The sequence below is a fragment of the Mucilaginibacter robiniae genome (assembly GCF_012849215.1).
In the GTDB taxonomy this organism is placed as follows: Bacteria; Bacteroidota; Bacteroidia; order Sphingobacteriales; family Sphingobacteriaceae; genus Mucilaginibacter; species Mucilaginibacter robiniae.
Genome location: NZ_CP051682.1, coordinates 2,773,157 through 2,793,476, shown reverse-complemented (window position 1 = coordinate 2,793,476; position 20,320 = coordinate 2,773,157). Strand labels below are relative to the sequence as shown.

The 20,320-nt window shown below is 41.4% G+C and carries 21 protein-coding genes; 10 read left to right on the top strand and 11 right to left on the bottom strand.

What is annotated here, in order from left to right:
• Positions 1-644: 644 nt before the first annotated feature.
• The 7 genes from HH214_RS12440 to HH214_RS12410 form a co-directional block, all read right to left on the bottom strand.
• Positions 645-2,312, bottom strand: coding sequence for a glutamine--tRNA ligase/YqeY domain fusion protein (locus HH214_RS12440; protein WP_211166215.1), 1,668 nt, complete (start codon positions 2,310-2,312; stop codon positions 645-647).
• A gap of 121 nt (positions 2,313-2,433) precedes the next feature.
• Positions 2,434-2,883 (bottom strand): hypothetical protein, encoded by a 450-nt coding sequence (locus HH214_RS12435; protein WP_169608126.1) that lies wholly within the window; start codon positions 2,881-2,883, stop codon positions 2,434-2,436.
• A gap of 2 nt (positions 2,884-2,885) precedes the next feature.
• On the bottom strand, positions 2,886-3,272 hold the full coding sequence (locus HH214_RS12430; RefSeq protein WP_169608124.1) for a phage holin family protein: 387 nt from the start codon (positions 3,270-3,272) through the stop codon (positions 2,886-2,888).
• Positions 3,273-3,297: 25 nt separating this feature from the next.
• The gene (locus HH214_RS12425; protein WP_169608122.1) at positions 3,298-3,627 is read right to left on the bottom strand and encodes a YtxH domain-containing protein; all 330 of its coding nucleotides are present in this window, start codon (positions 3,625-3,627) and stop codon (positions 3,298-3,300) included.
• A gap of 82 nt (positions 3,628-3,709) precedes the next feature.
• Positions 3,710-4,756, bottom strand: coding sequence for an AI-2E family transporter (locus tag HH214_RS12420; RefSeq protein WP_169608120.1), 1,047 nt, complete (start codon positions 4,754-4,756; stop codon positions 3,710-3,712).
• Between the two features lie 86 nt (positions 4,757-4,842).
• A complete protein-coding gene (locus HH214_RS12415) occupies positions 4,843-5,052 on the bottom strand; it encodes a hypothetical protein (RefSeq protein ID WP_169608118.1) in 210 nt (69 codons plus the stop codon).
• 1 nt (position 5,053) lies between these two features.
• Positions 5,054-6,484: a sigma-54-dependent transcriptional regulator gene (locus HH214_RS12410; protein ID WP_169608116.1), complete on the bottom strand. Its 1,431-nt coding sequence runs from the start codon at positions 6,482-6,484 to the stop codon at positions 5,054-5,056.
• Positions 6,485-6,727: 243 nt separating this feature from the next.
• On the opposite strand from HH214_RS12410, the gene trmB reads away from it, so the two are divergent.
• The 7 genes from trmB to polA all read left to right on the top strand — a co-directional run bounded on the left by trmB (position 6,728) and on the right by polA (position 13,619).
• Positions 6,728-7,378, top strand: a complete 651-nt coding sequence (gene trmB, locus HH214_RS12405; protein ID WP_169608115.1) for a tRNA (guanosine(46)-N7)-methyltransferase TrmB — start codon at positions 6,728-6,730, stop codon at positions 7,376-7,378.
• 5 nt (positions 7,379-7,383) lie between these two features.
• Entirely contained in the window at positions 7,384-7,725 is a 342-nt protein-coding gene (locus tag HH214_RS12400; RefSeq protein WP_169608113.1) for an MGMT family protein, read from the top strand.
• A gap of 135 nt (positions 7,726-7,860) precedes the next feature.
• Positions 7,861-8,211, top strand: coding sequence for a carboxymuconolactone decarboxylase family protein (locus HH214_RS12395; RefSeq protein WP_169608112.1), 351 nt, complete (start codon positions 7,861-7,863; stop codon positions 8,209-8,211).
• A gap of 54 nt (positions 8,212-8,265) precedes the next feature.
• Positions 8,266-9,174 carry an AraC family transcriptional regulator gene (locus tag HH214_RS12390; protein ID WP_169608110.1) on the top strand — a complete coding sequence of 303 codons (909 nt, stop codon included), beginning with the start codon at positions 8,266-8,268 and terminating at the stop codon, positions 9,172-9,174.
• Positions 9,175-9,240: 66 nt separating this feature from the next.
• Positions 9,241-9,978, top strand: coding sequence for an SDR family oxidoreductase (locus HH214_RS12385; RefSeq protein ID WP_169608109.1), 738 nt, complete (start codon positions 9,241-9,243; stop codon positions 9,976-9,978).
• A gap of 116 nt (positions 9,979-10,094) precedes the next feature.
• A complete protein-coding gene (locus tag HH214_RS12380; protein WP_169608107.1) occupies positions 10,095-10,667 on the top strand; it encodes a DNA-3-methyladenine glycosylase I in 573 nt (190 codons plus the stop codon).
• 144 nt (positions 10,668-10,811) lie between these two features.
• A complete protein-coding gene (gene polA, locus HH214_RS12375) occupies positions 10,812-13,619 on the top strand; it encodes a DNA polymerase I (protein WP_169608105.1) in 2,808 nt (935 codons plus the stop codon).
• A gap of 24 nt (positions 13,620-13,643) precedes the next feature.
• Here the strand turns inward: polA and bla are convergent, their stop codons facing one another.
• Positions 13,644-14,522, bottom strand: a complete 879-nt coding sequence (gene bla / locus HH214_RS12370) for a subclass B3 metallo-beta-lactamase (RefSeq protein ID WP_169608104.1) — start codon at positions 14,520-14,522, stop codon at positions 13,644-13,646.
• Positions 14,523-14,751: 229 nt separating this feature from the next.
• Between bla and HH214_RS12365 the strand changes: the two genes are divergently transcribed.
• From HH214_RS12365 to HH214_RS12355, 3 genes are all read left to right on the top strand, one after another.
• On the top strand, positions 14,752-16,179 hold the full coding sequence (locus tag HH214_RS12365; RefSeq protein WP_169608102.1) for a glycogen synthase: 1,428 nt from the start codon (positions 14,752-14,754) through the stop codon (positions 16,177-16,179).
• The gene (locus HH214_RS12360) at positions 16,176-17,438 is read left to right on the top strand and encodes a glucose-1-phosphate adenylyltransferase (protein WP_169608100.1); all 1,263 of its coding nucleotides are present in this window, start codon (positions 16,176-16,178) and stop codon (positions 17,436-17,438) included. The genes HH214_RS12365 and HH214_RS12360 overlap by 4 nt, the downstream gene beginning before the upstream one ends.
• A gap of 84 nt (positions 17,439-17,522) precedes the next feature.
• A complete protein-coding gene (locus tag HH214_RS12355) occupies positions 17,523-17,705 on the top strand; it encodes a hypothetical protein (RefSeq protein WP_169608098.1) in 183 nt (60 codons plus the stop codon).
• Between the two features lie 84 nt (positions 17,706-17,789).
• On the opposite strand, the gene HH214_RS12350 is transcribed toward HH214_RS12355, so the two are convergent.
• From HH214_RS12350 to HH214_RS12340, 3 genes are all read right to left on the bottom strand, one after another.
• On the bottom strand, positions 17,790-18,467 hold the full coding sequence (locus tag HH214_RS12350) for a metal-dependent hydrolase (protein ID WP_169608096.1): 678 nt from the start codon (positions 18,465-18,467) through the stop codon (positions 17,790-17,792).
• A 156-nt stretch (positions 18,468-18,623) separates the two neighbouring features.
• Entirely contained in the window at positions 18,624-18,938 is a 315-nt protein-coding gene (locus HH214_RS12345; RefSeq protein ID WP_169608094.1) for a YbaB/EbfC family nucleoid-associated protein, read from the bottom strand.
• Between the two features lie 121 nt (positions 18,939-19,059).
• The gene (locus HH214_RS12340; protein ID WP_169608092.1) at positions 19,060-20,268 is read right to left on the bottom strand and encodes a serine hydrolase domain-containing protein; all 1,209 of its coding nucleotides are present in this window, start codon (positions 20,266-20,268) and stop codon (positions 19,060-19,062) included.
• Between the last annotated feature and the right edge of the window lie 52 nt (positions 20,269-20,320).

The window sequence follows — 20,320 nt, the reverse complement described above, 5'->3', positions numbered from 1 at the left end:
TTTACATTTTTATAAATTATAATTTATAAATAAAAAACAATTAAAAACTTAAATAATTGATTAACAATATCTTACAGAAAGATTCTAAATGAAAAAGTGTAAAAAAATGTAAATTTGGTTTTTGAATTATGCAAATTTAGTTTTCAATTTTTTAGTTAAAGTAATATATAGTCACGATAAATAATTTGTGGTAACAGCAGGATAGTAGCTATGTTTCACTACTGCCCCATCAACGCAAAACTTTTTGTTTTAAAGTTCTCTCCCCTTGAGCTTAGACTATTGCAAGAAGGTTTACTAACACTTTTACCCCGTTTTAAGTAAACAATTGGCAGATTTACTGGCCTCATTTGTGAAAAATCTTGATAAATAATGTCTAAATTATCAGTAAATCATTTTCAAGTACTGACAGAACAGTGCCACCACTGCCAATGGTTTGTCAGTGTTACAGGGTGTTACACACTGAAACATGTAACACCTGTAAGTATCTTAGGCATGATTAAGATACTTGTCTTTCGCAATTGTATGTAGTCACTCCTTCAATGCTTGATTCAGAATATGGCATAAAAAAACACTGACAGTATACTGTCAGTGTTCATGAACGTTCATTATCAAAAAGATGAACGTCTATCAAATAAGTTTTTAGCTTATCCTTTTTTTACTTCTTTAGCCCAGGCATCTTTCAAGGTTACGGTACGGTTAAACACCAGCTTGTCGGCTGTTGAATCTTTATCCAACGTAAAATAACCTTTCCGGATGAACTGGTAACCTTTGCCTAGCTGTGCACCGGCTAAGTCTTGTTCTACATAAGCGGTGATTACCTGCAAGCTGTTCGGGTTTAAATCGTCTTTAAAATCCCCTTCTTCAGCAGCCGGGTTTTCTGATTGGAACAGACGGTCGTACAAACGCACCTCGGCGGTTTTAGCATGAGGTATGCTTACCCAGTGTATAGTACCTTTCACGTTAATACCGCTGGTATCATGTCCTGACTTAGATTCGGGCAGATAGGTACAATGTATTTCGGTAATGTTGCCTTCGGCATCTTTCACAAAATCATCGCATTTGATAATGTAAGCATTTTTCAACCTCACCATTAAGCCCACACCCAGGCGGAAAAACTTTTTAGGCGGCACTTCCATAAAGTCTTCGCGCTCAATGTATAGTTCGCGGCTGAATGGAATTTCACGGCCACCTTCGCCACCTTCTACTTCGGGGTTATTTTCACCAAATAAGGTTTCGGTTTGCCCTTCCGGGTAGTTGGTGATAACAAGCTTCACTGGGTCTAGCACACCCATACGGCGCCAAGCGGTTTTATTCAAATCTTCACGGATGCAGAACTCGAGTAAGCTGACATCAATCAGGTTTTCACGTTTAGCTATCCCTATACGGTCGCAAAAATCGCGCACAGAAGCTGGCGTATACCCTCGGCGTCGCAAACCGCTAATGGTTGGCATACGTGGGTCATCCCAACCGCTTACGTGATTTTCATTAACCAGTTGCAATAACTTACGCTTGCTCATTACCGTGTAGGTCATATTCAAACGGGCAAACTCATACTGCCGTGACGGGAAGATGTCCAGTTTCTCGATGAACCACTCGTACAAAGCCCGGTGAGGTATAAACTCCAGTGTACAAAGCGAGTGGGTAATCTCTTCAATAGCATCCGATTGCCCATGTGCAAAATCATACATCGGGTAAATACACCATTTATCGCCAGTACGGTGATGATGCGCATGCTTAATACGGTACATAATAGGGTCGCGCATGTGCATGTTAGGTGATGCCATATCTACTTTAGCCCGTAACACCTTAGCACCATCCGGATATTTGCCGGCTTTCATTTCTTCAAACAGGTGTACGTTTTCTTCCATACTGCGGCTGCGGTATTGGTTAGCCGTACCTGGCTCAGTAGGTGTTCCTTTCTGAGCTGCTATTTCTTCAGGGGTGCTATCATCTACATAAGCCAGCCCCTGCTTGATCAGGTTCAGGGCAAAGGCATACAAAATATCAAAATAGTCGGATGCGTAGAGCTCATTGGCCCACTGGAAACCCAGCCAGCGCACATCATCTTTTATACTTTCTACATATTCGGTATCTTCTGTAACCGGGTTGGTATCGTCAAAACGCAGGTTGGTTTTACCATTATAGCGCTGGGCTAATCCAAAATTTAAGCAGATGGATTTGGCATGGCCAATATGCAGGTAACCATTAGGCTCCGGTGGAAAACGGGTATGTACACGGCCATTGTGTTTGCCGGTACTTAAATCGTCTTCTACTATCTCTTCAATAAAGTTCAGCGACTTTTCTTCACTCATAATCAAATAGTCAATGGAACAAAAATAGCAAAAAAATAGCCGCTTGAATAAGCGGCTGTATAAGTTAGTTCCCGTACTATACCGGGGTTACTTGTATTTGGGTTGCTAAACTAGCGTGTGGTTACCGTACTACCACTGTACTGGCCTTATCCGGGCTTACCTTGGCAGGCTTTATGGCCGTACCCGGCTTTTTAGTAAATAATGATTTTACCCTACCCCACACGGTAGTTACCGAATCTTCACTGATGTAGGTTGATGCCTTTTGTGACAAGATGCCTACCAGTGTCTTCACGATAAAGTTTGACTTTTTGAACAAGGTTTTGTTCAGCGTAAAAGGTAGTACCACACGTGATAATAAACCTAATACATCCTGCGAAAACAAGGTACTAGTAACACTTTCGCCCCTTTCGGCAGGATGTGACGACTTAGGGAATAAAGTTTTTAATGATGCAAATGCAGCCGACGGACTACTAAAGCGTTTTTTTAGCTCTATTTCCTGCTGCTGTCTTTGCCTCTCCAACCGTATAATCTCCGATTGAAGGTCGGTAATATTTTTAACAGGTATGTCCATGGCTATTTAAATATTTTATTGATCAGCAGGTTAATAATAGACTTCTGAATAACAGGCTTCATTTTGATAACCACAAAAGCAATAATCAAGTAAAGTAAAGTTACAATACCGAAGCCCTTCCATGCCGCACCCAATACTGAACCCAGCAGTAAGGCCAGCGTAATGAAAAAGAACAACAGAAATAATACGCCGCAAACGGCTGCCACCACATCAGTAACCAGACTGGCTGCTACCGATGAGCTTTTTTCAATTGCCTTATATTTTCCTAACTGAATACGCGTTTCCACATATTCTTTTAATTGATCCAGAACAGGCGGCTGTTGAGGTTGTTGCGGCTCTTTTTTCTCTTCCATATTCATTTTTGAGATGATGAATCCTGAAGCTTTCACAAGCTTCAGGATTGATTATTAGTTTTTAGGCATGTTCCAGATCGTCCTGGTATTCTTGTTCGGCACCGTTAATTTTGGTTTTAATGGTATCCACCACTTTACCTTTCAGGTCGGCCAAACGATCAAGTTCCGCTACAGCAGTTTCTTTGATAGTATCGCTCAGGTTACTTAACGATTCTGATAGTTTATCACGGGTTTCAGTACCTTTATCTGGTGCAAACAATATACCTAAAGCAGCACCTGCAGCTACACCGGCAGCTAAAGCAATAATAACTTTCACTGCATCAGTATCTGATTGGCTGGTTTTTAAACTGGGTATTTTTTTAGCTAGCTCTGATAAATCCTTTGTTTTCATACTTATGTGAATTTTAGTGTTGTAACAAGATGTATTAATTTAACCGTTAATGCGAAGCTTTGTTTATACCGGATGTTAAAAATTATAGTCCGTCGGGTGTAGCCCTTACCCTTTCCAACCTATCAGCGGCCAAGCGGTTGGTTTCATAAATTTCTATCATCAGTATAAAATACGATAATAGTACAGGTCCAAAAACTAAGCCCAAAATACCAAACAAAGGCAAACCGATAAAAACTCCTATAATCGAGATAACAGGATGGGTATTAGCTATACGCTTGTTAATGGTAAGGCGTAACACATGGTCTAGGTTGCCGATAAACAGTAAACCATAAATCATAATGCCGATGCCTTTCCAGGTATGGTCAAGCAGCATCAGGTATATACCAGCCGGAATAGAAAGTGTAGGAGCACCTACTACAGGCAAAAATGAAATAAAGGTAGCTACCACCCCCCAAAATATGGGATCGGGAATACCTACAATCCAGAACCCGTTAGCCAGCAGTATACCCTGTATTAATGATATAATGCCCTGGCCCAACACATTCGAATAGGTAGAATTGCGCAATGCCACCGCAAACTTAAGGGCATGCTGCTCACTAAAAGGTGCATACCTAAGTAAACCGGCTTCAAATTCGCGCAGTTGCACAAACATGAAAAACAGGATAAAGTACAGCACCAACAAGGTTAAAATAATATTTGCAGCACTACCTAATAACGATGGGAACAAATCGGTAGCATAAGCCCCCAACTTTTGCATGGTATTTTCGGCCAGATGGGGCTGATTTAAACTGGTACCCGCCATTGCATCAATTTTATTTACCCAGGTTTGTATAGGCAGGGCGCTGCTGCGTATGCTGATAATTTTATCAATCATCATAAAACTCAGCAGTAAAAACGGGATCACAATAACAATAAGCGATGAAAAAATAATCAGCAACGCTGATAAAGTCTGGTTCCAGCGGCGTTTTTCTGTGAGATACAAGTACAGTGGACGAAAAATAACAAACAGCACAATGGCTCCCAGTATAGAACTAAAAATAGTACTTAAGGCATATAGCAGAAAACAGCCTAGCACAATAATGCTGACCAGAATAATGGTATTACGCTGCTGGTAATTAAATACTGACATGAAGGCAGGGCTTACAGATACACCCAAATAAACAAAAAAGCGCCGAAATGTTCAGCGCTTTACATAAGTTATTGTTAAACCGGTATTTAACCAACATTTTTAATCAGGTTATTGATTCTAGAACAGCTTATGGCTATGGTATCCATGTAAAAAATACTGTCGGTAGTAGCATCAGGTAATTCATAACGCAGCTGCTCCAAAGCCAGATGAATGTTTGATAATTGATTTTTAATATCGTGCTTTAAGGTACGCAAAGCTTGCTCAGCGTTGTTATCAGCATCAGCTGGTTTTTCCATGTTATTTACTCAGGTTTATAGCCTTCATTTTATTGTACAACGTTTTGCGGTCTATTTTAAGCATTTCGGCAGCTTTGGTTTTATTAAAATTCACTTCACGCAATACTCTCAATATCGTATCGTACTCCGCTTCCAAAGCAGCATTCTTTAAATCATGGCGCGTTTCTTTAGGTGCTGCGGCTTCAGCAGGAGCTGCACTCTCGGTAACAGGCGGCTTACTATAGGCCAGCATCTCCAAAGGTAAAGCTTTCATTAATATTTCAGCACCTTCAGTAAGCAATGTTGCCCGGCGTATTACATTTTTAAGCTCCCGTATATTACCCTGCCATCTGTAACTCATCAAACAATCTACCACCTCGGGAGAAAACGAGGTTACATTACGGCCTAGTTCTTCGTTGGCACTTTTCAAAAAATGCTGAGCCAGCAACATGATATCGCCCCCTCTTTCTCTTAAAGGTGGCATGTAAATGCTGAACTCATTAAAGCGGTGGTATAAATCTTCCCGGAAACGGCCTTTATTGATGGCATCCTGTAAATTCTCGTTAGTAGCTACAATCAGCCGCACATCCAAATCAATTTCTTTGGTTGAGCCAATACGTTTCACCTTACGTTCTTGCACAGTACGCAATAGGGCTGCTTGTATATCGTATGATAGGTTGCCTACCTCATCTAAAAACAACGTGCCACCGTTAGCCATTTCAAAATGGCCAATTTTAGTGTACAATGCACCAGTAAAAGAACCCTTTTCATGACCAAAAAATTCGCTTTGCGCCAATTCTTTAGTAAGAGAGCCACAATCCATAGCGATAAAAGGCTGATTACGGCGCGGACTGTTCATGTGAATGCTTTTAGCTACCGATTCTTTACCTGTTCCGCTTTCACCCATAATAATCACACTGTAGTTGGTAGGCGCAACCAACTCTATCTGACGCAACAACTCTTTTGAAGCCCGGCTGGTGCCGGCTACAAACTCGTTGGTTAAAACCTGCTTGCGCAATTCTTTGGCATTGCTTTTTGCCGTACCCGAACCTACTGATTCTGTTTCCTGATCTGCCGCTTCCAGTAAAGCATGGTGCGTTTCAATGGCTTTGTTGATAGTGGTTAAAATCTCATCCGGGTACAGCGGCTTAGTAATGTAATCATACGCACCCATTTTAATCAGCTCAACGGCCATTTTAATATCCGAGTAGCCGGTAATAATGATTACCCCTGTTTTTGGATACTGAACTCTGATTACCTTCAATATTTCCCGTCCGTCAGTATCTTCCAACCGGTAATCACATAGCACTAAATTAAACTCATTATTGCGAAGATGTTCAAAAGCACTGGCACCATTAGAAGCTGTAACCACCTCAAAACCATTTCGGGTCAGAAACTTTGAAAGCAGTACCGCGGTATTCACTTCATCATCTACGATGAGTATTTTTTTCATATCAGCAAATATTCTTAAACGTTGTACTTAGATGGAATGTCAGGCTTATTTATAAAGGTATTATCGCAGGAGTAAAAAGAACATCCTGAAATTACATATAAATTAATAAAAACACAATACAACGCAATTAAAATCACTCTTGTTATTTTATAGTTAAACCTGGCATGTAGTACGTACAGTTTTTTGTAATGGTTGCAATCAAAGCTGTATGGAAACTTTATTTTTGCCTGATTAATTAAAAAAATGGGTAAAGATAAATTACGCCGTTTTGCCGAGATAGCTACTTTCAATAACGTAGTGCAGATGGAAGCTGGCCAGCCTTACCAGGGGCAATGGTCGGCACAGTTTTTCAAAAACAACAATCCGTTAGTTTTGGAACTGGCATGCGGCAAAGGCGAATATACGGTAAATCTGGCACAAATGTTTCCGGCCAAGAACTTTATAGGCATCGATTATAAAGGTAACAGGCTTTGGCGCGGCGCTAAAACTGCGGTAGAAGAAGGTATTAACAATGTGGGCTTTTTACGTATTCAGATTGAAAACCTGAGTAGCTATTTTGCCCCTGGCGAGGTGGATGAAATATGGATTACCTTTCCGGATCCGCAGCCTCAATTAAGCCGGGAAAAGAAACGCCTGACCTCTCCCCGGTTTTTGGAACAATACAAGCACTTATTAAAACCCGGTGGCTTTGTTAACCTGAAAACTGATAACGATGACCTGCATGCCTACACAGCCGAAAAGATTGCTGAACTGGGTTTAAAACTGCACGTTAAAACCGAAGATTTATACCACTCGCCTTATGCAGATGAGGTACTTAGCATTAAAACATATTACGAAAAGATGTATTTGAAAAATAATAAGAACATTAATTATCTTAAATTTTCGTTTGTGTAAGTATTATGCCCGAAGAAAACTTTTTTGAACGTGTGTTTGATGTAGTACGGCAAATTCCGGCTGGTCGGGTAACCTCATACGGTGCGGTGGCGCAATATCTAGGTTCCAAGGGCTCATCGCGCGTGGTAGGCTATGCTATGGGTGCTTCAGTTGATGCGTTCCCGCCGGTACCTGCACACCGTGTAGTAAACCGCAACGGCATTGTAACCGGCAACCTGCAACAAGGCAACTTTAAGCGTCGTAAACAAATGTTGGAAAGCGAAGGCATTATCATGGACGATGACGCACAAATACAAAACTTCAAAAAGTTGTTCTGGGATCCGTCAGTTGAACTAAAAGATTCCTGAACCTTGCCTATCAAGTAGCCGAAACAGCTTTTTAGTAAAACTTAGAAAACGCTGATAACGGTTTGCAAGAACACGCAAAACAAGTATTTACGACAAAGAAACAATTAACTATTTAACTACTCTCCATTACTAATTATGGGAAAACTTATTAACGACTTTAACGATTACCGTACTCGGATGAACGACCGGATCATGGAATCGGCCAATACCAATATTAAACGCTTTTTTGCCTTAGATACCACTACCTATGCCGATGGCGCATTGGACGTAAAAACCAAAGAAATGCTGGGCTTGGTAGCCAGCATGGTACTGCGTTGCGACGATTGCATTAAATATCACCTAGGCAAATGCCATGAGGCCGGCGTAAATCATGCCGAAATGAATGAAGTATTCATGATTGCTAACCTGGTTGGTGGTTCCATTGTTATTCCGCATTATCGCAGGGCTGTTGAGTACTGGGATGAGTTGAATGAAGCGGCTCAATAATTTATGCTTTAGCTCATGAATGATTAATAATTTTTACAGTTAGCCAGTACACTAATGAGCCACTTAAACTATCCTGTTACAGACACCATTATTCCTAACTATGCTTTTGAACAGGATGAGGCAACCAACAACCCGATGTTCCGCATTAATCGGAATGATAGTGTACTAAACTACCGGTGTGCTGACTTTTTAGTGCCACACCGTAAAAATTATTATTTCCTAGCCTTTGTAAGGCAGGGCAGCAGTCGCCACTGGATTGATATGATGCCTTGCACTCTTAAGCCCGACACTTTTTATTTTACTATTCCGCAACAGGTGCATCTAAAAGAAGATGCCAAACCCATAACGGGTATCAGCCTGGGCTTTACAGAAGATTTCCTGACCCTGGATGATAGTGGCTCACTTAAAAAGCTACCTATTATTCAAAACCCGGATAATGGACATGAGCTGCAGCTAAGCGAACCAGACCTGGTATTTATTGAAGATATTCTGGAGAAAATACTTACCGAGTATCACAGCAAAAATAGTTGGCAGCAAAACATGCTGCTGGCTTACATGAAAGTGCTACTTATCTATTTAAGCCGGCTGTACATGGAACAAATTAGTACCGCTGTAAAGCCTTTATCAAACAATAAGCAGGTACTTAAAAATTACCTGAACGCCGTTGAAGAACATTATCTGCAATTGCATGATGTAGCCGCTTACGCGGGCATACTAAATTTATCAGCCAATTATTTGAGCGAAGTAATAAAAGAGCAAAGTGGCAAGTCGGCCATTGCACATATTCATGACCGACTGATTGTAGAAGCCAAGCGCCTGCTTTTCCATACGGAGTATTCTATTAAGGAAATTTCTTTTCAACTGGGCTTTGAGGACGCTTCTTATTTTAACCGCTTTTTCAAACGGCTTACACAATATACGCCTATCAGTTATCGCAACTTCACCCGTAAAATGTACCATTGAAACCAGCAAGAGTGCAGTTTTAAATGATGTATGGCTACTACTTTTGTAGCGCAATATATCAACAATATGAAAACAGCACTTATTACAGGAGCCAATAAAAGTATTGGTTTTGAAACCGCTCGAATACTGGCTCAGAAAGGTTATTTTGTTTACATCGGCAGCCGCGATATTGGTAAAGGAGAAGAAGCCGTGAACCAGCTTAAAGCCGACGGTTTAACTACTTTACAAGCTATTCAGCTTGATGTAACCAACTTAGACTCGATTACGGCAGCACAACAATTTATTAATGATAAAGATGGCAAACTTGATGTGCTGATTAACAATGCAGGCATCAGCGGAGCTTTGCCGCAAAGTGCAGAATCGATTGATGTAGCCATTGTTCGCGAGGTATTTGATACTAACTTTTTCGGTGTTATCCAGGTTACACAAGCTTTTTTGCCATTGTTAAGAAAATCTGAAACCGCAGTAATCGTGAATGTGACTTCAGGTTTAGGTTCGCTTACCTTACATAGCGATCCATCATGGCCTTATTATAATTTCAAATCGGCAGCTTATGGTACATCCAAATCGGCCCTGAACTCTTACACCATTGTGCTGGCTTATGAATTGCGCGATACGCCTATTCGTGTAAACGCTGTTGACCCCGGTTACACCGCAACCGACTTCAATCATCACCAAGGCCCTTTAAAAGTTGAAGATTCGGCGGCCTTCGTAGCTCAATACGCTTTGATAGGCGCTGATGGCCCAACTGGTAAGTTTTTCAGTCATGATTACCAAAGCAACAATCATGAAAGCCCTTGGTAGGCCACAAGAAGCATCTATACTTCTGCAAAAGGCAATTCTTTTTAGAGTTGCCTTTTGCTTTTATTAAGGATATTAGCATTTTGCCAGCCAGTTGAATTCATCTTTTAGCATCAAACATGGCTGCATCACCTAGCTCCTCCTTTATACAACGCTGCACCTGGTGCGGCACCGACCCCTTATATATCAAGTACCATGACGAAGAATGGGGCAAGCCCGTGCATGATGATCATATCTTGTTTGAATTCTTAGTTTTAGAATCGGCACAAGCCGGCTTAAGCTGGATTACTATTTTACGCCGTCGAGAAAATTATCGCAAAGCCTTTGCCGGGTTTGATGTACAACAGGTAGCCGCTTTTAATTCAAACGATGTAGAGCGTTTAATGCAGGATGCGGGTATTATTCGTAATCGCCTTAAAATTGAAGCTACCATCAACAATGCCAAGCTATTTATTCAGGTGCAACAGGAGTTTGAATCTTTCAACCAGTATTTATACAGCTTTATGCCTGATGGGCAGCTTATTATCAATCAACCAGACAAATTACTACCTGCCCGTACTGAAATATCGGATGCGATTAGTAAAGATATGAAGAAGCGCGGCTTTAAATTTTTTGGCACTACTATTTGCTACGCTTATATGCAGGCAGTAGGGATGGTAAATGACCATGTGGTGGGTTGTTCCTTCAAGTAGGCAAAATAAAAGTTAATAGAAATTAAGATTAAGCAGAATTATTTACGGTAGTGGTTTCATTAGCTGCTAAATCTTACTTTTGCACTAACAGTTTTAGCATGTGCTTAAATTATGTTCATGCCTGAATACTGTAAATTCTGATCCATGAAGAAGCTATTTTTGTTAGATGGTATGGCCCTGATGTACCGGGCACACTTTGCGTTAAGTAAAAACCCACGCTTTACCTCAGGTGGTTTAAATACATCGGCCGTAATGGGCTTTACCAATACCATACTGGATGTATTACGCAAAGAAAAACCTACGCACATGGCCGTGGTGTTTGACACGGATGCGCCTACCGAACGCCACACTGACTTTACGGAATATAAAGCGCACCGCCAAGCTATGCCTGAAGATTTATCGCAGGCTATGCCTTATGTGTTTAAGCTAATTCATGGGTTTCAAATACCCCTGATTACTTCCGATGGTTACGAAGCTGATGACGTGATTGGCACCTTGGCCAAAAAAGCAGAGCAAGAAGGTTTTCAGGTGTATTGCATGACGCCTGATAAGGATTTTGCTCAACTGGTATCTGAAAACATCTGGGTTTATAAACCCTCGCGCATGGGCAGCGATATTGAAATTATGGGGGTTAAAGAAGTTTGCACTAAATGGGAGATACAGGATGTTTGCCAAGTAATTGATATTTTAGGTTTATGGGGTGATGCGGTAGATAACATCCCGGGCATACCCGGTATTGGCGAAAAAACAGCCAAGCAGTTGATTAAGCAATATGGCTCAATGGAAAATATTTTTGCCCATACCCATGAGCTTAAAGGCAAGCTTCGCGAGAACCTGGAAAACCATCAGGCGCAAGGGTTAATGTCGAAAAAGCTGGCTACTATATTATTGGATGCACCTGTTGAACTGCATGAAGAAAGTTTGAAAATATCTGAACCCAGCCGCGAACTACTAGAGCCCTTATTTGCCGAACTGGAGTTCAGAACCTTAGGTCGGCGGGTATTTGGCGAAGATTTTAGTGTAACTGAAATTAGAGCTACTTCCACTCAAGGCGATTTATTCAGCAGCCCACCATCAGGCAATGCACGTATTACGTCAATAGATATAAACGATATGGCTGATGCGCCCATAGCAGCGGCTAACCATATCGAAAACGTACCGCACGAGTACCACCTAGTTAATACGCCTGAACAACGGGCCGAACTGGTGCAATTGCTGTTACAGCAAACCGAAATCACTTTTGATACCGAAACCACTGGCATTGACGCTAACAACTGTGAACTGGTAGGCTTATCTTTCGCCATTAAACCTGGCGAGGCTTGGTACATTCCCGTGCCTGCTGATTATGAAGGAGCTAAGGCCATTGCCGATGAGTTTAAACCAGTATTGGAAAACGAATCTATTAACAAAGTTGGGCAAAATGTGAAGTACGATATTCTGGTGCTGAAATGGTATGGTATTCAGGTAAAGGGCAGCTTGTTTGATACCATGATGGCCCACTACATTCTGGACCCGGATACGCGGCACGGCATGGATATCTTGTCTGAAAATTACTTAGGCTACAAACCGGTTTCTATTACTTCCCTGATTGGCCCCAAAGGCAAAAATCAGCTCACTATGCGTGATGTGGATGTAGAAAAGGTAAAAGAGTATGCCGCCGAAGATGCTGACGTTACCTTACAGCTAAAAGCTGTTTTTGAACCCAAGTTACAAGCCGTTAAAGCCGAACAGCTGATTAACGAGATTGAACACCCGTTAATTTACGTACTGGCCGATATGGAGTTTGAAGGCGTAAAAATTGATCAGCCTGCTTTACAGGAATACTCAAAGCAACTGGACGCTGAAGTAAAACGCCTGGAACAAACCGTATATGAAAAAGCCGGCATGAAGTTCAATGTATCTTCCCCTAAGCAATTGGGCGAAGTACTGTTTGAAAAACTCATGCTGGACCCAAACGCCAAGAAAACCAAAACCGGCCAATACCAAACTGGCGAAGATGTTTTGCTGGCACTAGCCGCCAAAAGCGACATTGTACGTGATATTTTGGATTTCAGGCAGATGCTTAAGCTTAAATCTACCTATGTAGATGCTTTACCGCTGATGATTAATCCTAAAACTGGTCGTGTGCATACCTCATACAACCAGGCTATTGCCGCTACGGGCCGTTTAAGCTCTAACAACCCTAACCTGCAAAATATACCTATCCGTACAGAACGAGGCCGCGAGGTACGCCGTGCTTTTATTCCGCGTGATGCCAACCATATACTGCTCTCTGCCGACTACTCACAAATAGAACTACGTATTATTGCCGAAATCAGCAAAGATCCCAACATGCTGGATGCCTTTGCCAAAAACCTAGACATTCACACTGCTACAGCAGCCAACGTGTATGGCGTAGCTATAGAGGATGTCACCAGCGAGCAGCGCCGTAATGCTAAAGCCGTAAACTTTGGTATCATTTACGGGCAATCGTCTTTCGGATTATCGCAAAGCTTGGGCATACCGCGTAAGGAAGCTACAGAAATCATTGAACAATACTTTGTTCAGTTTGCCGGTATTAAAAGTTACATGACTGAAACCATGAATTTTGCTCGTGAAAATGGTTATGTACAAACCCTGAAGGGCCGTCGTCGTTATCTGCGCGATATTAACTCGGCCAACTCTACGGTACGTGGCTTTGCAGAGCGAAACGCGATTAATGCCCCTATTCAAGGCTCGGCTGCGGATATGATTAAGATAGCCATGATTAACATTCATCAGGAGCTAAAAAATCAAAAGCTGGATGCCCGCATGACCATGCAGGTGCATGATGAGTTGATTTTTGATGTGCCTCAAACCGAAATAGAAGCCGTAAAACCTATTGTGGAACATTTTATGAAAACGGCTATAGTAACCGAGGTACCTATTGTGGTAGAAATGGGCACTGGCGCCAACTGGTTGGAAGCACATTAAGCTGCTTACAAACTATAGTAAAGTTTATTGGGCTTGCAGTTTTTTGTCAAACTCGCTTTGTAAAACATGAATGGCTGCGTCATAACCTTTTTGATCAATGAAAGCCGATGGATTGTAAGGATCACCTGGATGGTGTTTGGTATGCAGCCCAAACTGGCTGGCGTGCGAAGAAAGCCAAACATCAAACGACAGGTTTTTCATGGCATGTAATGTATAGGCATAATCGCTTGCAATTTCAGGATAATCCGGTATGGCTGAAAATCTTTTTCCGGTAACTATAGTAGGCATATTGGCCAACAGTACCCGATATGCACTTTGCTCATCTTTCACCGTAAATAGAAAGCTGCAAGAGCCTTTGGTATGCCCCGGATGATGTAACATCGTAATCTTCATACCGCCTAACTTTACAATATCACCATTGTGCAGCAAGCGGTCGGCTTTTAATGGCATATAGGTACTGGTATCACCACCTAGTGCATAATCTGACCGACCGCCATCTTCCATCACCTCTACGTCTTTTTCGTCTACCATCATCCGGGCGTCTGTAAGCTTTTTTATAGCAGCCATTGCCCCCATGTGATCGTAATGAGCCTGCATGGTTAATAAAACTTTAGTGTTGGATAACTTAAAGCCTAATGCTTCAATGCTAGTTTGAATAAGCGGAAGCGAGCCTGCAAGCCCGGTATTGATTAAGATATTACCTTTAGGGGTGGTTATTAGATAACAGGCCAAATCATAAGTACCTACGTAATACAAGTTACCCACAATACGAAAAGGTGGATAAGATTTTGACCATTCTGAATTTACATCTCGAGGCTCCTTTACAGGTTGTGCAAACGCTGTATAGCAAACCTTTAATAAACCGATTATCAGCGCAACTCTTGTGAGTACATGTTTAAGCATAGGAACAATGATGACGAATATAGAATTTAGTTCATGTATTTCCCTATCTTCACTAAACTTTTTATACCCAAAACAGCCATTGAAGTTTTACTTAGATAGCTATTTTTTTAATTTTTTCATGGAGTTTTTCTTCAATAATTAACACTTTAGAAAAACACATTTTATTGGTTACAGGTTGTGCTTAAGTACGCAAAAAGATTGCTTACTTTGAGCCTATCTTACCTAATACATGAAAGTTTTTCACCTGAGTGCCGAATGTTATCCGGTGGCCAAAGTAGGCGGCCTAGCCGATGTTGTAGGAGCATTACCTAAATACCAGAACCTGGCAGGTATTCAGGCATCTGTAGTGCTACCCTACTACAACCGCAAATTTGTACAAGAAAGCGAGTTTGAAATAGTGTTTGAAGGTTCTACCCGTTTGGGTCGCAAACGTTATGATTTTCAAATCCAGAAAGAAACTACTGATAAGCTGGGCTTTCCATTATACCTGATTTATGTTCCGGGTTTACTGGACCGGCCTGAAGTTTACAGCTACCCGGATGAACGTGAACAGTTCATTATGTTTCAGCTGGCTTTTCTGGACTGGATTACCTGGTCGCAGCAAAAGCCTGACCTGATTCATTGTCACGATCATCATGTAGGCTTAATACCTTTTCTGCTACAGCATTCGGCCTTGTATAAGCGACTTGCTAAAACACCTACTGTATTTACCATTCATAATGGGCAATATCATGGTGCTTTTGGCTATGATAAATTTGATTACCTGCCCGAAGTAAATATGACTTATGCCGGCTTACTGGATTGGGCAGGCGGCATTAACCCATTAGCCAGCGCCGTAAAATGTTGTGATAAGTTTACAACAGTTTCCCCCAGCTATCTGGAAGAACTATCGTACAACTCTAACGGATTGGAATACCTGTTCTACCTGGAACGCGCTAAAGGCTTAGGCATCATTAATGGTATTGATACTGAGGTTTGGAATCCACAAACCGACCCAATGCTGCCAGCTCACATTGATGCTCAAAAGCCTGATACTGGCAAATTGAACAATAAAGCCGCTTTGTGCGAACGTTTCGGGCTACCGTTAGATAAACCGTTAGTATCTTTTATTGGCCGCCTGGTTGTTGAAAAAGGAGCAGATTTAATACCTGAAGCTATTAGCCGCAGCCTGGCCGAACATGCCGGGCAGGTGAGCTTTTTGATACTGGGTGCCGGTGATACTGTAACAGAAGAAGCCTTACAGGCGTTGCACACCATTAAAAATGCAGATTGTTATAAAACCTATATCGGTTACAACGAGCAATTAGCTCATCAAATTTATGCCGGATCCGACTTTTTGCTGATGCCATCACGCGTGGAGCCCTGCGGATTGAACCAGTTATATGCCTTGCGCTATGGTACAGTACCTATGGTACGTCGTACCGGTGGTCTGAAAGATACAGTACTTGACTTTGGCGATGAAGGTGGTTATGGCATTTGCTTTAACCAAGCTAGTGTGGATGACATTTGTTCATCAATAAGCCGGGCAATAACGCTTTATCAGAACAGGGAGCATTTAGATTTGTTACGTAAACGTATGATGGCGCTGAACTTCTCCTGGAACCAGTCGGCCCAGCAATACATCAACCTCTATGAAAGTTTAAAACCAATTATATGACCTCGAAAGTAATCAGCATCGTATTGGGTGGCGGACAGGGCACTAGGCTGTTCCCGCTCACTGCTACCCGCTCCAAACCAGCCGTTCCTATTGCCGGTAAATACAGGCTGGTTGATATACCTATATCCAACTGTTTACATGCAGGCTTTGAGCGTATTTTCGTGTTAACACAGTTTAACTCAGCTTCGCTTAATAAACATATTAAAAACACGTACCACTTCAGCAGCTTCAGTGATGCCTTTGTGGATATACTGGCTGCCGAACAAACCCCATCAAACGTGGGCTGGTTTCAAGGTACAGCCGATGCGGTAAGGCAAAGTTTGCATCACCTTTCGGTACATGATTTTGAATATGTACTCATTCTATCAGGCGACCAGCTTTACCAGATGGATTTTCGCGATATGGTAGATAAGCATATCGAAAGCAAAGCCGAAATTTCAATTGCTACCATACCGGTGCATGCCAATGATGTACCTGGCTTCGGTATTTTGAAAACTAATGAAGAAAGCTTGATTACCGACTTTATTGAAAAGCCGAAAAGCAATTTTGAAAGTTGGGCATCGGAGGTAAGTGATGATATGGCAGCCAAAGGCCGCTATTATTTGGCCTCTATGGGTATTTACATCTTTAACCGTAAAACGCTGTACGAGTTGCTGCAAGGCAATGATTATCCGGATTTTGGTAAAGAGATCATGCCACAATCTATTAAAACCCATCGGGTATTAAGCTATCAGTATGAAGGCTACTGGACCGATATTGGTACCATTCCATCTTTTTTTGAAGCTAACTTGGGCTTAACAGATGATATACCACAATTTAACCTGTTTGGTAAGCATCATATATTTACCCGTACCCGCATGCTGCCGCCATCAAAAATATCAGGTACACAGCTAACACAATCTATTGTGGCAGATGGGTGCATTGTTAATGCCAGTTGTATTAAGCGCTCCATTATCGGTGTACGTTCGCGCATTGGCTTTGATACCGAAATTGATAGCTGCTATGTAATGGGTAGTGATACTTACCAAACGCTGGAACAAATTGAAGATGCAAAAGCCAGCAACGCACCAGTTATGGGCATTGGCGATCGTTGTTGCATTAAGAATGCCATTATTGACAAGAATGCTTACATCGGTAACGACGTACGTATAAACTGCGAGGGCAATCTTGAAAATGGCGATTATGGTGCTTATACCGTTCAAGATGGTATTGTGGTAGTTAAAAAACGTGCTGTTATACCACACGGAACTGTGATATAAATATAATTTACAACAGCCGCAACAAAGTCAGAACCAAGTTGTTAAATTATTAAATCTATTTAAAAACTTAAAAGTTGTTTTGTTATGAAAAAATTATGTTGCATGGTTGCTTTAGCAGCAATCTCATTCGGTACTGTGTTCGCTCATGGTAACTTCACTGGTGTAAAATCAGCTACAATGCAGAGTGATACCACCAAAAAGAAAATGAAGAAAAAAATGCCAATGAAAAAGAAAAAGATGAAAAAAGACACTATGTCAAACATGTAATTCTCTTTCATTTTAAACAACAAAGCCCTGTACAATATGTACAGGGCTTTGTTGTTTAAATAGCTTATATAAAAATTAGCCGCCTTACAGTTCTACACTATCACCAATAGCCGGAAGCTTTAAATTTAAACCGGCTTTCAGGAACTTTTCTTGCGCTTCACTGGTATCAATTTTAATAACCGGGAATGTATCATAATGTACCCCGATGATATCTTTACAGTTAATAAAATCGGTAGCTTTAATGGCATCATCAATCCCCATGGTATAGTTATCACCAATAGGTAAAATGGCCCAATCCAGGTTTTCTTCAGCCAGCAACTTCATATCGTAAGTTAAGGCTGTATCACCAGCAAAATAAATCTTCTTGCCTTCTGCATGAATTACATAGCCAACCGGTGTACCGCCGTAGCTGCCATCAGGCATTGAGCTGGAGTGCAGCGCGTAAACCATTTTTACTTTACCGAAATCAAAGGTAAAGCTACCACCTATGTTCATGCCGTGGGTATTATCAATACCCTTGTTGCCTAGCCAGCCAGCAATTTCAGCAATACATATTACTTTGGCGCCGCTACTTTTTTGAATAGTTTCCAGATCGGCAATATGATCGCCATGTCCGTGCGAAACCAAGATGTAGTCGGGTTTCAGGCTGTTTACATCAATATGCGCAGCCAGTTGGTTAGGCGTAATAAATGGATCAAACAACAAGGTTTTACCAGCAACTTCAATCTGAACAGTTGAGTGCCCGAAATAAGTAAGTTTCATAAACAATGTTTAATGTAGTATTAATAAATATATGCCATGTAATAGCATAACAAGCCTCTTATAAATTATGCAAAGTAAACACTTATGCTTTACAGCAGTTCTTGCTACTATTTGAAATGACAATACATTAAGATATGCACAAGCGCCAGTATCAGCTTACTTGCCAAACATACCGCCTAAACCACCTAAATCGCCAAACATATCTTTAGTCATGGCGGCCATTTCGGTTTGGTTTACGCTATCAGCTTGTTCCAGTGCTTTATTAATAGCCACTACCAGCAATTCTTCTACTTCTTCGCGGTCAGCTTCAGCATAAAAAGACCCATCAATACTAATAGTTTGCAATACTTTATTGCCATTAGCAGTTACGGTAATTTTCCCACCTTCGGCAGTACCTGACACAGTAATACCATCCAGGCGCTTTTTCATTTCGCCGGCTTTTTGCTGAGCTTCAAATAATTTATCAAACATGGTTTTAGTTTTTGTTATGGAGTTATTAATTACTTAGATAAAGGCCGCTTAATATCTTTTTGTTGTATAAAAGTGCAGCTAAGAATTTTAATCAGGCTCGAATAGTAATTTTCTCTGCCTATTAATCTTCTGCGGCATCACCCGTGCCACTATAAGCTGTTTTACGAACAACAGGCATACCGGTTATTTTATACAGATCATCCAGATGCAGTAAGCTGCCATTTACCAAATTGCCTAACAATACAATGGTTACATCGTTTTTTAAATCGCGCAGGAATATATGCCGAAAACCATGCCACCAGCCGGTATGATATACCACTTGCTGACCGGGTTCGCAGAACAAGCGCCAGCCGTAGCCATAGCTAAAATGACCACGTATCATAGGGTCGTGCGGTGTATAAGCAGAGTCTTGAGTTGACTTCTTAATGAGACGTCCCGCTTTCAATGCCTGATCGAACAGGAACAAATCTTTTACCGTACTGTAAATACCTTTATCACCTACCGGGCCATCCAAAAAGTTTTGTGCTACTGAGTACCGCCAGCTATTACGATCATGCCCTACCACATCAACCGGTATTTTATCATACACTGCTTTTGAGTACACATCGGTATGCGCCATGCCAGCGGGCTTGAAAATGTTCTCTTTCATGTACTGAGCATAAGGCATACCAGCTACTTTTTCAATAATAGCTCCTAGCACCATAAAGTTAGAGTTGTTGTATAAAAAGCGTGCGTTAGGTTTGTTGAAAGGCGCAGGCTTGTTCTGGGCAATTAAATCCATTACCTGAGCATTCGTGATACCTTTACGCTGATCCAGATGCTGCTTGCGATATAAGCCATCTACAAAGTACACATAGTTCATCATGCCCGAACGGTGGGTAAGTAGTAGCCTGATAGTAATACCAGCGTACGGGAAATTAGGAAAGAAATCACGCACATCCTGATCCAGCTTAATTTTTCCACGTTCCCACAACTGCATAATAGCGGTTGAGGTCATGGTTTTTGATACAGATGCCAACTCAAAACGTGAGCCTATTTTCAAGCTATCACGTATCAGATAGTTAGCCCAGCCGAATGAACCTTCATAAACAATTTTGCCTTTTTCGGCCACCAGCACATTGCCATTGAAAGCGCTTTTTTTATGCAGCTGCTTCATAAAAGCATCAATACGAGGGTCAGCGTCTTTAGGATTGTAAGTCAAGAGCTTCGTGGTATCCAGCGCAGGTAATTTGGAAATATCAACCCCGCCTTGTTTTTTGGAATGAGAGCATGCTGTTAACAAACTTACCACTAGAACACTGCTCAAAATACATTTAAACACCAATCTCATACGCATAATTATACTTGCACTTAAACGACGGCGAAAATCAGAAATTATTTGC